This is a genomic window from Pectobacterium polaris (genome assembly GCF_002307355.1).
Classification (GTDB): Bacteria; Pseudomonadota; Gammaproteobacteria; order Enterobacterales; family Enterobacteriaceae; genus Pectobacterium; species Pectobacterium polare.
This window is the reverse complement of record NZ_CP017481.1, coordinates 2850719-2864474: the sequence shown is the minus strand read 5'-3', so window position 1 is coordinate 2864474 and position 13756 is coordinate 2850719. Positions and strand designations below refer to the sequence as shown.

Annotated in this window: 9 protein-coding genes and 1 pseudogene; 9 read left to right on the top strand and 1 reads right to left on the bottom strand. The window is 57.1% G+C overall.

Annotated features, from left to right (window positions below; all coding sequences use genetic code 11):
* The first annotated feature begins 111 nt into the window (after positions 1–111).
* The 5 genes and pseudogenes from BJJ97_RS12800 (at position 112) to BJJ97_RS12780 (ending at position 6866) form a co-directional block, all read left to right on the top strand.
* Positions 112–1080 (top strand): helix-turn-helix transcriptional regulator, encoded by a 969-nt coding sequence (locus tag BJJ97_RS12800; protein ID WP_095994178.1) that lies wholly within the window; start codon positions 112–114, stop codon positions 1078–1080.
* 223 nt (positions 1081–1303) lie between these two features.
* Positions 1304–2566: an MFS transporter gene (locus tag BJJ97_RS12795; RefSeq protein ID WP_095994177.1), complete on the top strand. Its 1263-nt coding sequence runs from the start codon at positions 1304–1306 to the stop codon at positions 2564–2566.
* Between the two features lie 193 nt (positions 2567–2759).
* Positions 2760–4768 (top strand): annotated as a pseudogene (locus BJJ97_RS12790) (TonB-dependent siderophore receptor).
* 261 nt (positions 4769–5029) lie between these two features.
* A complete protein-coding gene (locus tag BJJ97_RS12785; protein ID WP_095994176.1) occupies positions 5030–5782 on the top strand; it encodes a CDP-diacylglycerol diphosphatase in 753 nt (250 codons plus the stop codon).
* Between the two features lie 145 nt (positions 5783–5927).
* The gene (locus BJJ97_RS12780) at positions 5928–6866 is read left to right on the top strand and encodes a LysR family transcriptional regulator (RefSeq protein WP_095994175.1); all 939 of its coding nucleotides are present in this window, start codon (positions 5928–5930) and stop codon (positions 6864–6866) included.
* 12 nt (positions 6867–6878) lie between these two features.
* On the opposite strand, the gene BJJ97_RS12775 is transcribed toward BJJ97_RS12780, so the two are convergent.
* Complete coding sequence (locus BJJ97_RS12775) at positions 6879–8015, bottom strand: ABC transporter substrate-binding protein (RefSeq protein WP_095994174.1); 1137 nt, start codon at positions 8013–8015, stop codon at positions 6879–6881.
* 237 nt (positions 8016–8252) lie between these two features.
* Here BJJ97_RS12775 and BJJ97_RS12770 point away from each other — a divergent pair, with 237 nt between their 5' ends.
* The 4 genes from BJJ97_RS12770 to BJJ97_RS12755 all read left to right on the top strand — a co-directional run bounded on the left by BJJ97_RS12770 (position 8253) and on the right by BJJ97_RS12755 (position 13585).
* The gene (locus tag BJJ97_RS12770; protein ID WP_095995369.1) at positions 8253–9866 is read left to right on the top strand and encodes an ABC transporter permease; all 1614 of its coding nucleotides are present in this window, start codon (positions 8253–8255) and stop codon (positions 9864–9866) included.
* Positions 9863–10669: an ABC transporter ATP-binding protein gene (locus BJJ97_RS12765; RefSeq protein ID WP_095994173.1), complete on the top strand. Its 807-nt coding sequence runs from the start codon at positions 9863–9865 to the stop codon at positions 10667–10669. The genes BJJ97_RS12770 and BJJ97_RS12765 overlap by 4 nt, the downstream gene beginning before the upstream one ends.
* Before the next feature lie 16 nt (positions 10670–10685).
* The gene (locus tag BJJ97_RS12760) at positions 10686–12479 is read left to right on the top strand and encodes an aryl-sulfate sulfotransferase (protein WP_095994172.1); all 1794 of its coding nucleotides are present in this window, start codon (positions 10686–10688) and stop codon (positions 12477–12479) included.
* 173 nt (positions 12480–12652) lie between these two features.
* Positions 12653–13585 carry an Rpn family recombination-promoting nuclease/putative transposase gene (locus BJJ97_RS12755; RefSeq protein ID WP_095994171.1) on the top strand — a complete coding sequence of 311 codons (933 nt, stop codon included), beginning with the start codon at positions 12653–12655 and terminating at the stop codon, positions 13583–13585.
* Positions 13586–13756: the final 171 nt, after the last annotated feature.

The following is a 13756-nucleotide window of genomic DNA, read 5'->3' as shown; positions in this document are numbered from 1 at the left end:
GCCGATTTCTACCCGAATCGGTACGGGTTTCTGTCATCAACTGCGGTGCGATGATCGTCCGATGACCAGATCGTCCGATAACCGCAACCCGTATCTTCAGGAGTCTGTCCATTGAATGCCTCCCCACTGAAAGCCGCCAGCGAGCCTGAAGTCACCATTTCAAATTTGATCGCTGAACTGCACGTCATGCGGCCGGATACCGGTGCGGACTGTAGCCTGCTGCGCGCCACGCTTCAGGAGGGGCTGGATATTCTGGTGTGGCGCGGGAAGTTCCGGCAGCCGACAACCATGCATTTGCATGACGACTGGGGACGCATCAATTTTTCTTGTTCGTTGCAGGGCGATTCGCAATTCTCGCTGAAAGGCGATCGGGGACGGGAACATGTGCTGAAGCAAGGATCGGGCTGCATTAGCTATACCCCGGACTGTCAGGGCACGTCGTCCTATGCCGGACAGTTTGAAAGCGTCACGGTATCGCTGAGCCCTGAACTACTGGCTAACTGGGTGCCGGATCTCACCGGTAACCTGCAACAGCAGTTGGATTCCGGCCGACTCTGCACCCACTGCGACTGCAATGCCGAGATGCGGGCGACCGCTCAGGTATTGAGCCACGCGTTGTCCAGCCTGACGCACCCACAGCAGGCCGGTGAAAACCGTCATGCCCCGCTGTGGCTGCTGGGGCAAAGCATGATTCTGGTTAGCCTCGCCGTCGCCGGACATGCCGACACGATTCCCCAACAGGACACGCTCAGCCTGGCCGATCGGCAAAAGCTGCTGCGGGCCAAAGATCTGCTGCTGGCGGATCTGTCACAGGCCCCCACTATCGCCATGCTGTCCAGAGAAACCGGATTAAGCGTACTCAAACTGAAACGCGGATTCCGTCAGCTCTTCAATAACAGCATCTATGGGTTATTTCAGGCCGAACGTATGCACGAAGCGCGGCGTCGGCTGTTTGTCACGGGCGCGCCCGTGATGGTGGTTGCCACCGATCTGGGCTACGCCAACGCCAGCCACTTTAGTGCCGCCTTCCAAAAGCAGTTCGGCGTTACGCCTTCCGCTTTCAAGCGTCTGAACATTTAGTCGTTCTCCAACGCTACCGTTCATCCCGATACGGGTACAAATAGACTGGATTCGGGTAGCGCTGCAACAGCGAATGATTATCATTTTCTCCATAATAAGCCGGAGAAACCGCCATGCCCGATTCCATTGCAACGCCACATCCTTTCCTTGATACGCATGCCTATTTTGTCGTCGCCACTTCGCTTGAAGCGCTGGCGATCACGCTGCTGGATCGCGACAAACCATGACGCACAATTCGATGACACGCTATCTGCCCTATTGGTGTTTCTACCTCCATCAGGGCATGATCACCGCCCTCATTATGCAGGGCGTGGCGGGCTATTTTCGCCACGCTGGGTTGGATCTTGCGCAGCTAAGTTGGTTGTCGCTAACCTTTCTGCCGTGGATTGCTAAATGCCTGTGGGCACCGTGGGGCGAGCGTCACGCGCTTCCTCTGCGCGGCAATCCCTATTTAGGCAGTCTGGTGCTGCTCCAGATCGCGATAGCGGCAACGCTGGTTGTGATTGGCGTCATCTCCCCCGAGCACTCTGTCCTCACTATTATCATTGCGCTGATGCTGCTGGCGCTGCTCTCCGCCAGCCACGATATCTATGCCGACGGCATCACGATCTGCACCACCAACGCGTCCAGCCGCGCGCTGGCGAATACCGCACAGGTCGGCGGCAGCTATCTGGGTATTCTGTTCGGCTCTTATGCGTTCCTGAGTATTGCGGAACAGGCAGGATGGCGAGGCGGCTTCTTCGCGCTGGCGGGGCTGTCGCTGCTGATGCTCATCCTGCCGCTGCGCTATATCCGGCAATCCCCTATCCAGCACAGCCATACTCAGGATCGTCAGAGTCAACAAGCCGCACGCCCGACGCTAAATCGTCTGACGTTTAAAGCGCTCTGGCCAGTATTAGCCTTCACGGCCATTTTCTATCTGGCGATGCGCGGCATGATGGCGCTACAGACCGTCATGTTGATCGACAGACAGCTTAGCCTGGGCCAACTGGGCATCGTCATGACCGTGTACAGCACCGCCGTCAGCGGCGTAGGAATTGTGCTCGCTAATGTCCTGATTCGACGTGTGGGTGCACTGCGCTGTCTGTTGCCTGTCATGGTTGTGCACGCCCTGTTAGCCATTGTGCTGGCCGTCGGCTACCCGCTGTACCCGTTGAACGCCTGGATCGCGCTCTTTGGCGTGGTCAATCTGGCTGCCGCCATCGGGTTTGTCACGCTATACAACGTTCTGATGGGCCTAGTCAGACCGCATCAGCCCGCTTCCGACTATGCGCTGTTTCAATCCACCGATGCCGCCGTCGCCATGATCGTGTCGATTGCTGCGCTCCAGTTAGCCCATCACACGAATTACCAGACCACGCTGGGCGTGCTGGCCTGCTTCGCCGTCGCCAGCCTGTGGCCCGCCAAGCGGCTATCTCTGCGCTTTTCCCGCCTATTTTCAGAGGGGATTCCCTCGGCTACAGCAGGCCAGCGGGGACAGGATTAAGGCAGGGAAAACACGCGGAAATCTGTTGTATTCGGGTTGAAATAGACCCGATACGGGTAGCTCAAAAAATGCAAACGATTATCATTTAACCTTCGTCATTCTCTGTCTCACACGCTTCCCTTATCGTAATAAAGCGCGTCGTGATGAAAGCCGTTAAGTTGACAGCGATTTTAGTCTTTTCAGGGATTTAATAATGAAAATAATGCGTCTTTATCCGCTCGCCTTAACCGGCGTGTTTCTCTCTTCCTGCGCCTTTGCCGCTCAGGACGATACGCTTGTTGTCACCGCCAGCAAACAGTCGCCCTATTCCGCCTCGGCCAATAACGTCTCTTCCACCGTCGTGACGGCACCGGAGCTGAAAGATGCTGGCGTGACCAGCACCGACAAGCTGACTCGCGTGATGCCCGGCCTGAACCTCGGCAATAACGGTAGCCTGCTGTTCCCCTCCATCTCACTGCGCGGCGTGTCTTCCGCCCAGGATTTCTACAGCCCGGCCGTGACGGTCTACGTGGACGGCGTACCACAGCTCGCCACCAACACCGTGCAAGCCCTCTCCGATGTGGAGAGTATCGAAATGCTGCGAGGCCCACAGGGAACGCTGTACGGTAAAAGCGCACAGGGCGGCATTATCAACATCGTGACTCAGCAGCCGGACAGCACACCGCGTGGCTATGTCGAAGGTGGCGTCGCCAGCCGCGACGGCTATCACGGCAAAATAAACCTTAGCGGCCCCATTCAGGATGGCCTGCTGTACGGTAGCGTTACGCTGCTGCGTCAGGTCGATTCAGGCGCGATGACCAATCCTGCCACAGGCAGCGATAATCTCGGTGGGACAAAATCCAGCGTCGGGAACCTTAGGCTGCGACTGGCCCCGATGGTCAGCCGTGGGAAACCAGTCTGGCACTGACGGAAGACTGTACGCGCGCCACGCAGGATACCTATCTGCCGTTTGGCGATGCTAAAAATCGGACACTGGAGATCGCCGCGGGCGCCCCCGATCCGACATTACGCCGCTGCACGCACAGCCAGTCGCTCAGCGGAAAATACACCACCGATAACTGGATCTTTAGCCTGATCGGCGCGTGGCAGCAGCAAAATTACGACCGCACCTTCCCGAACAGTACGCTGATGGCCGACATGCCGGAACGCTGGAATCAGGACGTGCAGGAACTGCGTGCCGCGACACACGGTGCAGGCCGCACGGTGGATATGGTGTTCGGTCTTTACCGACAGAACACGCGTGAAAAACTCGATCTGACCTACAGCACGGCAGGTGCTCCGTTCATGAAGAGCAATGCCAATACGTCGTCGGAGACCTTAGCCGCCTACAGCGATCTGACCTGGCATCTGACTGACCGTATCGATCTGGGCGGCGGGCTGCGCGTGTCGCACGATAGAGCCGAAACCCGTTACAACCAGCAGTTCTCCGGCATGAACGTGGGCGACCGCAATAGCGTCGATGACGATCAGGTGCTGGGACAGCTCTCCGCCAGCTATCTGCTGAATAATGACTGGCGTGTCTATACCCGCGTCGCGCAGGGCTACAAGCCAACCGGCTTTAACTATTCACCTGCCGCCGGCACGCAGGCCATTCCGTATAGTGCGGAGAAATCGATTAACTATGAAATCGGCTCGCGCTATCAGAGCGGCGATGTGCAGCTTCAGGGCGCGGTGTTCCACACCCACACGCGTGATATGCAGCTGTATTCCGGCCCGGTCGGTATGCAAACGCTCAGCAACGCAGGTAGCGCCGACGCCAGCGGCATAGAGATGATGCTGAAGTGGCAGTTCGTTCCCAACTGGTCATGGGATATCAACGGCACCTATGTCCGTTCTGAATTTACCGGCGACAGTGAGAGCTATCAGGATAAACGCGTGCCCTTCGTCCCGCGCTACGGTGCCGGCACCAGCCTGAACGGATTGATTGATACCTCGTTTGGCGCGTTAATGCCGCGTCTGGCCTTCAACGTGGTAGGTCCGCACTACTTCGACGGCGACAATGCATTGCGTCAGGGCACCTATACCACGACCGACCTGCGCCTCAGTTGGCAGGCTACCGACCGGGTGAATATCGCTGGCTATGTGGATAACGTTTTCGACCGCCGCTACCGTACCTTTGGCTTCATGAGCGGTACATCGGGCTATGCGCAAGTCAACGAAGGCCGAACCGTTGGCGTAGACGTGCGGGTAGATTTATTCTGATTTTGTTCTGACTTCGGTCATGACACATTCATAGCATAACGGCCTGCCGGGATAATTTTCTGTCATCCCGCAGGCCGTTTCCTCTTACCGTGCATACCTCTTACCGCTGATTCCCTTACAATCCGTTACCGATTAGGCTTTCGCCTTTTCCGCTAGGTCATATTAATGACATCGCTCCTGCACCATACTGACCCTCGCCACTTTCTCATGATCCGTTTACCCTGATGTTTTGCGCCAGCTGCATTCTGCCGGAGATCCATCATGACGCGTAATAAGCTCCTTCTCCTTCTGATTCCCGTTGTCATCTTGCTGATTGCCGTGCTGTGGTGGTCGTTCGGCCGAGGAAACAGCAATGCACTGTGGGAGATCGTCAGCGAACAATGCGTGCCCAATCAGCAGCGCAACGGCAAACCGGCCCCTTGTCTGGAGGTTAATCTGGCAGAAGGCTACGTGCTCTTCGATGACAGAAACGGTCCCTATCACGACCTGCTGCTCCCAACGGATAAAATCAGCGGCATCGAGAGCCCTGAACTCTTGCAGCCAGGTATACCCAATTTCTTCGAGCAGGCCTGGGCGCGCCGCGGTCGCCTCACCAACGAGGCAGGTAAACCGATCAGAGATGACTATCTGTCGCTGGCGATTAATTCACGCTATGGCCGCACGCAAAACCAGCTGCATATCCACATTGCCTGTCTGCGCCCAGAAATTTATCAAACGTTGAATCAGCAATTCCCGACGCTTTCTGGCGACTGGAAAGTGCTGCCAGTCAAAATCAACGGGCACGTCTATCTGGCAAAAACGCTCACGGCGAACGAACTGACGCAAAGCGATCCGTTCAAAACGCTCGATCGCTACGCCCAGCAGCGGGATGAATCTATCGGCAAATACGGGCTCGCGATGGTCTCCACGCCAGCAGGCGAAAAGGTACTCCTCGCCAGCGGTCTTGACGTGTTCAATATGAGTCTCGGGTCCGTGGAAGAAATTCAGGATTTTTCCTGTGCGCTGGCGAAATAGCCGCTGACCGCGTCAGACAGCGGCCTGCGTGCGCTGGAGGCCTATAGCAATCAATTCGCTATAAGTTATGAATTTTTGTTCATTGCGTTGCCAGCCGACCTCCGCCTAAAAAGTGGGGAAAATCGATACGGTAGGTAGCTGCAACATGCATCTGGATTTACGGCAATTACGCAATTTTCTTGCACTGGCCGAACATGGGAGTTTTGTACAGGCCGCAGAGGCCGTCTGCCTGTCACAATCGGCATTCAGCCGCAGCATTCAGGCGCTGGAACAAACGATGGGACATCCGCTTATTGACCGTCAGAGCCGCCGTTTTGCGCTGACGTGGCAGGGCAATACGCTGCTGCCGTTTGCGCGGCGTATGCAGGAGCTGTCCTGGGAATTAATGACCGACATGCGGCAGATCAGCGAGGCGCAGGAAGGCGAGCTGACGTTTGGCTGCGGCCCCGCACCGTCGACCACGCTGATTCCCAAGTCCGTCGCGCATTTCCATGCCCTTCGTCCGCGCGCCAGAGTCACCTACAGCGTGGATAACTGGCAGTCCCTACGTGAGCGACTGCTGGCCGACGAGTGGCCTTTTATCGTTGCCGATACCTGGCAGGCCGAAATGGAAACCAACCTCCACGTACAGCCATTAAGCCAGCAACGCTGCTTCTTTATCTGCCATTCCTCGCATCCGCTGGCGCAGCAGGAAAACGTGACGCCGGACGATCTCCTGCGCTTTCCGCTCGCCTCCCCTTTTATGCCCGTTGGCATGCGCAAGGTGCTCGCGGCGTTAACGCGTCAGCCCGATTATCGGCCACAGATTCAGTGTGACCATATCTATTCCGTCTTCAGCATCCTGCGACACACGCAGGCCATCAGCTTCGCCAGTGAAGATGGCTTTGCGCTGGGGCGATTAAGCCATCAGTTGGTAGAAATTCCGCTGACGGGCACGCCGCCGGAATGGGGAAATATGCAAACCCGCTTCGGTATTGTCACCTGTTTGCAAAGAACGCTGCCACCGCTGGCTGAGCTGATGATCGAAAGCATACTGGCGCAGGACAGGCTGCGCTCACCGGCTCCGGCACTGCCGACCCTGTGAGCGCATTCGTGATTATTTCACCGGATTACCGCTGGCGTCATACACCGCCCAGTTCGATTCCAGCCCTTTGGCTTTCAGCGCCCGGTCAACAAACTGGCCGGCAAACCAGTCGCTGGCCGAGAACGTGTTGCGAATCAACCCGGCAGCTTTCGCCCGCTCGATGCTGTCCTGCAAGCTGCTGAGCAGGAATGGATCGAGACGCGGCGAACTTTGGAAAGGGAGATCTTCCGCTTTCAGCTCTTCCTGAAAAATCGCCTGCGGAATCTGACTTTGCTCAGCCATCAACGCGGTGTATTCCGGCAGGTGCTGCGCATCGCCGATCCACTGCGCATTGTCCACCAGCACATTCACCAGTTGCTGCGTCGTGCCCGGATAACGGTCGATAAAGTCCTGCGTCGCCAGCACGGCCGCCTGCGTGGTGTTCGGCCAGCCCAGCGCCCGGCTGGTGGTCACAATATTGATGCCCTGCTTACGCAACGCCAGCAGAGAGACGCCGCCCCACACCGCATCCACGCGCCTGGCCGCCAGCGCCGCTTTGCCCGCCGTCCAGTCCAGATTGATCACCCGCACATCGCGCTCGTTTAGCCCGACGCTTTTAATCGCACGCTCAAACGACAGCTGATCGGCCGTCCCCTTGTAGACCGCAATCCGCTTGCCGCGTAGGTCTTCAATGCGCTGAATGCCCGATTCCGGTGTCGCCGCCAGATAAGAATTAGAACCGCGTGACCCGACCAGCACCCGCGTTGACAGGCTCCCCGAACGACCGATAATCGCCGCCAGATCGCCCAGATACACCACATCCAGCTGCTTGTTTGCCAGCGCCTCATTCACCGCTGGGCCCGCCCCTTTAAAGAACGACCAGTGAATTTTAATACCCTGCGGCTCAAATTCCTTCTCCAACTGTTGGCGAATATGCGCCAACCCCAGCGGCCCGCGAATAAAGGGTTTGCTGCCTGCGCTCTGGTCCGGCAAACCAATGCGAATCTCCGTCGGCTTCTGTGCATCCTGCGGGGCGGCGTCGTTTGCCTGAACGGTGGAAACGAGCGCAGCCCCCATCAACAGGGCGGTACTTAATACCTTCATCCCCAAGCGCCAGCGGGAAGACACTGTTATCGGCGAAGCGGTGATCAACAGGGTGGCTTGTTGCATACGGTTTTCCTTAATAATTCGTTTCATCTGTCATGAAACTAGCGAACCGTCGGCGTCAGGCTTAAATAACATTTACAGGTTTGTTCAGCGGAAAAAAGCATAAATCAGGGCTGGCGGGCTCGGACTACGCATATGCATTTATTGCACGGCGACCATCGCTTTATTGCATTGGCGTTCAACGTCGAAACCTGTTTTTTATTCCCTATTCATCCAACTGCGATGGTTTTCGGAAATAAAATGAATAAGTCGATACCGCTGAAAAAAACCGCGATCGCCTGGCCTTCTCTGCCGATAGCGCGGGTCTATTCTCTTGCCGTGCCACTAGTCGTGTCGCTTGTCGTACCACTAATCGTGCCACTGGCAGTGCTGGCCCTGTGGTATATCAGCACCCACTACGGTTGGATGCCCGCCCAGATTCTCCCGGCTCCCGATGTCGTCGCTAAAACTGCCGTCGAACTCTGGCACAACGATCTCCTGCCGCAGCTCTTTATCAGCCTGCAACGGTTGGCTAGCGGCCTGCTGGCAGGCGTTCTTGCAGGGACGCTACTTGGGGCACTGATGGGCGCCTCGCGCCGCGCCGAACACCTGCTGCACCCAACGGTATACGCGCTGGCACAAATTCCAACGCTGGGCTGGATCCCGCTGTTTATGGTGCTGTTCGGCATTGATGATGGTTTAAAGCTCGCAGTCATCATCAAGGCCGTGATTATCCCTGTGACGCTGCATACGCAAACGGGCGTGCGCAACGTGCCGCATGCGCTACAGGAAGTCGCTCGCACGCTGCGCTTGCCGTGGCATCAGCGCCTCATCAAATTAACGTTGCCCGCCGCGCTCCCCACCTGGTTAACTGGCTTACGGCTGGCGCTCTCGCAGGCGTGGGTATCGCTAATCGTGGTCGAACTGCTGGCGTCGTCTCAGGGCATTGGCTATCTGTTGGTGTGGGGACGCCAGCTGTTTCAACTGGATATTGTGTTTGTCTGTATCGCCGTCATCGGGCTGGCGGGGCTGACGATGGAGTGGACAATCAATCAACTGGAACGCCGTCTGGTCTTTTGGCCACACCCGCCGCTCAGTCGCTTAACTACCGCACCATCTCGCCGCTTATCCGCGCTGGTTTTACCCTTTCTGCTTCTGCTGCTCTGGCAACAGGCCAGCCGTTTTGGCTGGATCGAGCCGCTGCTGCTGCCACCGCCCGCTGATGTGTGGCATATGCTGCTGCAAGGCGTGCGTGACGGTTCACTCACCGAGGCGATGCAGGCCAGCCTGACCCGTGCGCTCGCTGGTGCGATAGCTGGTATTGCCGCAGGCCTCGTGTGCGGCGTGCTGCTGGGGCTGAATGCCACCAGCGATACCCTCTTTACCCCTACGGTCGCGACGCTGCGCCAGATCGCGCTATTTGCTTGGCTACCGCTGCTGACTGCCTGGGTTGGCAACGACGAAGCCGGGAAAATCACGTTTGTCGCGCTGGCCTCATTCTTCCCCATGCTGGTGGCCAGTCATCGCGGTATTCGCCTGCGTTCTCAGGCGTTACAGGAAGTCGCACAGGTATTGCAACTCCGTCTCTGGACCCGCCTGCGGGTGCTGATTATGCCGGGTGCCGCACCTGCGATCTTCGCCGGTTTACGTCTGTCGCTGATTTACGCCTGGCTTGGCACCATCGGTGCGGAATATTTCATGTCATCCGGCACCGGGATCGGCAGCCTGATGATCAACGCCCAGCAGCTGCTGGATATGCCCTTGATTATCAGCGGCATGCTGTTGATTGGATTAACGGGCGCGGTGCTCGACCGCGTCGGATTAGGTCTGGAACAGCGGATGACGCGCTGGCGTTCCGCAGGAGAAATCGCATGACATCCACACCCCTTGACGTATCACCGCCGGTGGTGCAGTTCGATCGACTTCGTAAACAGTTTCGCGTACAGGGCGAGGCACTGACAGTGATTGAAGATTTTTCACTGTCGATTCACAGCGGTGAACTGGTGGCGATTGTCGGCAGCAGCGGCTGCGGCAAATCCACGCTGCTGCGCATGCTGGTCGGCCTGGACAACGACTATCAGGGACGCGTGCTGGTCGAAGGGAAAACCGTGCGCGGTATCGGACGTGAGCGCGGCATGGTGTTTCAGGAACCGCGCCTGTTTCCGTGGCTGACGGTGCGACAAAACATCGCACTCGGGCTGGCGAATGAAGCCATCGACGACAAAGAACGGAAGCGCCTGATCGACCACTTTATTCAGCTCGTGCATTTGCAGGATTTTGCTGATGCCCTGCCCGCTCAGCTTTCCGGCGGCATGGCACAGCGTGTGGCTATCGCACGCGGGCTCGTCGCAAATCCACGCATCCTGATGCTGGACGAGCCTTTTGGCGCATTGGATGCGTTAACCCGCCAGCAGATGCAGCAGGAGCTGCGCCGCATTCATCAGGCGGAGGGCACCACGACGCTGCTGGTCACCCACGACGTCGAGGAAGCGGTCTATCTCGCCGATCGCGTCGTCGTGCTGGCCCCGCGCCCGGGACGTATCCGCCAGATTGCGACGATTTCGCTGCCGCATCCGCGCCAGCGTGACAATAAGGCCTTTCACCAGCAGTGCAGCGAGCTGCTCGCCTTGCTGACGCAGCCTGCCGATACGGCGGCCCTCTCTTCTCTGAACACGTAAATACTGGAGCACTATTATGGGACACCCTTCCGTCTACCCGACCGGCACAACGATTTACAACCCGGAAAAAGCCTGGGGCGGCTACACCGTCTTTCAGGCGCTGGAACGTGGCGCGGTACTGGTGGATATGAACGGCACCGAACTGCGCCTGTGGGAAGGCCTGCACGGCTTCCCCAACAAAATCCTGCCCGGCGGTTACATCCTCGGGCACAGCGGCGAACGCGACTCGCGCTACGGCATGCAGGACATGGTCGATCTGATTCAGGTGGACTGGGACGGCAACGTCGTGTGGAAATTCAACGGCTATGAGCACATTACCGATCCTGACCTTCCGCCAGAATGGATGGCGCGCGTCCATCATGACTACCAGCGCAGCGGTAATCCGGTAGGCTATTACGCACCGGGGCAGGAACCTCAGTCGATTGGCGGCAACACGCTATTGCTGGCGCATACCAACCTGCACAATGAACGCATTAGCGACAAACTGCTGCTCGACGACACCATCATCGAAGTGGACTGGGAGGGCAATCTTTTGTGGGAATGGCGATGCAGCGACCATTTCGATGAGCTGGGCTTTGATGACGACGCGAAAACCGCGCTGTACAACAACCCTAACCTGCGCAAAAGCGGCGGCGGGATGGGCGACTGGATGCATATCAACTCAATGTCGGCACTCGGCCCCAATCCGTGGTTCGATCAGGGCGATACCCGTTTCCACCCGGATAACATCATCTGGGACGCGCGCGAATCCAACATCATCGCCATCATCGACAAGCAGAGCGGCAATATCGTCTGGCAGCTTGGTCCGAATTACAACACACCGGAACTCAAACACATTGGCTGGATTATCGGCCAGCATCACGCGCATATGATCCCTGCCGGCTTGCCGGGCGCGGGCAATATTCTGGTGTTTGATAACGGCGGTTGGGCAGGCTACGGCGCGCCCAACCCGGCATCGGCTGACGGCGTGAAAAACGCCTGGCGTGACTATTCCCGCGTGCTGGAAATCAACCCGATAACGCTGGATATTGTCTGGCGCTATTCACCGTACGAAGCGGGCATCCCGCACCCGACCGACGCCTTCCGTTTTTACAGCCCGTACATCAGCAATATCCAACGTCTGCCGAACGGCAATACGCTGATTAACGAAGGGGCCAATGGTCGACTGTTTGAAGTGACCGTCGATCACGAAATTGTCTGGGAGTTTATTTCCCCCTACTGGGGCAAGACGGTGAATACCAACATGCTGTACCGCGCCTACCGCGTGCCCTACGAGTGGGTGCCACAGCTACCGCGCCCAAAGGAAACTCCGGTGCTCGCCCCCGACAACACCCAGCTACGTCAACCCGGTGCCGCCGCTCCCGGCTTCGCCAGCGTGGTTCGCATCGACGGCACACGCCCCTACAAAAAGGGCGGCGATGCCCTGTGCGTCGCGACCGACAGTGAAGACCTCAAGCGCAGTCCGAAGCTCTTTGCCGTCGACCGCGAGCGTTTTGCTCCGCTGACCGCCGACGACTGGCCTGAGCTGGCAACCCAACCTGATCCACAGCTGCTGTTGGTCGGCGCTGAACGCTGCGTCCACTGCAAAAGCCTCTACCGCCAGTTAGAAGCGATTCTGGGTAATGAGGAATACCGACAACTACCCAGTAATTATCTGGACGCCGATCATCACATTGCGCTAGCGGAGCAATTGGCGGTCAGGACGCTACCGACCCTGCTATGGCTCGTCAATGGTGAAGAACAGGCTCGCCTGAGCGGCGCACAGCAGCCCGAACGCCTGCGCCAGTGGCTGGCCGCACAGCAGATCTAAACCTCACACCTTAACGCGATCTCGCTCCCGGTGAGATCGCGTCGTTACTTTCATTTCTCACTTTTCTTGCGTACATCCTTCCATACCGACGCAGTCGTCCTCCGCGCTTCTTCCCTGCACATATCTGCTTCTTTTACCATTGCCTACAGATTATTCAGGGACGGAAAAACAGCATGGCCGCGCATGATGCGATTTTTAAACAGTTTCTCAGCGATCCAGCCGTCGCAAAGGATTTCTTCGCCATCCATCTGCCAGAAGAAATCAGGACTATCTGCGATTTCAGCTCGCTACAACTGCAATCGGCCTCTTTTGTTGACGAGGAATTACGCGCAAGAATATCGGATATGCTGTACTCAATTCAGACCACCGCAGGGCAAGGTTATATCTATTGTGTGATTGAGCATCAGAGTCGCCCAGAAAAGCTGATGCCATTTCGCCTGCTGCGCTACGCGCTGGCGGCCATGCAGCAACATCTCTCTCAAGGCCACGATACATTGCCGCTCGTCGTTCCTTTGCTGTTTTATCACGGCCAGCGTAGCCCTTATCCCTATACGCTGCGCTGGCTCGATGGTTTTGCTGACGCTATTCAGGCTGAGAAACTCTACAACGCCTCCTTTCCTTTGGTTGACCTCACGGTGATACCGGATGAGGATATCAAGACGCATCGCCGCGTGGCGCTGTTGGAACTGGTACAAAAACACATCCGCACGCGAGATATGCTGGAACTGGCGCAGGATATCGGGCTATTATTTGAGCGCTGGCAGGTACCGCTGCCGCAAAAAAGAGCGATACTGTTTTACATCGCGCGGAGCGGCAACACCTCAATGCCAGCAGAGTTTATTGAGGCCGTCGCACAGTCTCTGTCAACGGATCGGGAGGCGATCATGACTATCGCACAGCAGCTTGAGAAAATCGGGTTTGAAAAAGGCATCAAGTATGGCATGCAGCAGGGGATACAGCATGGTATGGCACAAGGTATGAAAGCCAGTGCTCGAAACATTGCTCATCAGCTTCTGCTTAGCGGCATGGAACCTGCTCAGGTTTGTCAGATTACTCAGTTGAGCGCGGCGGAACTGGCACAGCTGGTTGATTCACCGAATGACTAGGCTCTAAAGATAGTCGCGCTTCCCTGCGATTATTCTCCCCTCCCTGTCTCACCATCGACGCGGTCGACTAAGAGCGCGTTGATGCGCCAATTTATACGTTCTGGATCACATTTCCTTTGCATCACCTTGTTGTATTTTGTTATGTTATTACATATCGATTTACACTGACCC

Coding starts and splice junctions, on each gene's coding strand:
- BJJ97_RS12760 (WP_095994172.1), top strand. CDS start 10,686: ATGGGACACCCTTCCGTCTACCCGACCGGCACAACGATTTACAACCCG.
- BJJ97_RS12765 (WP_095994173.1), top strand. CDS start 9,863: ATGACATCCACACCCCTTGACGTATCACCGCCGGTGGTGCAGTTCGAT.
- BJJ97_RS12785 (WP_095994176.1), top strand. CDS start 5,030: ATGACGCGTAATAAGCTCCTTCTCCTTCTGATTCCCGTTGTCATCTTG.
- BJJ97_RS12770 (WP_095995369.1), top strand. CDS start 8,253: ATGAATAAGTCGATACCGCTGAAAAAAACCGCGATCGCCTGGCCTTCT.
- BJJ97_RS12775 (WP_095994174.1), bottom strand. CDS start 8,015: ATGCAACAAGCCACCCTGTTGATCACCGCTTCGCCGATAACAGTGTCT.
- BJJ97_RS12795 (WP_095994177.1), top strand. CDS start 1,304: ATGACGCACAATTCGATGACACGCTATCTGCCCTATTGGTGTTTCTAC.
- BJJ97_RS12755 (WP_095994171.1), top strand. CDS start 12,653: ATGGCCGCGCATGATGCGATTTTTAAACAGTTTCTCAGCGATCCAGCC.
- BJJ97_RS12780 (WP_095994175.1), top strand. CDS start 5,928: ATGCATCTGGATTTACGGCAATTACGCAATTTTCTTGCACTGGCCGAA.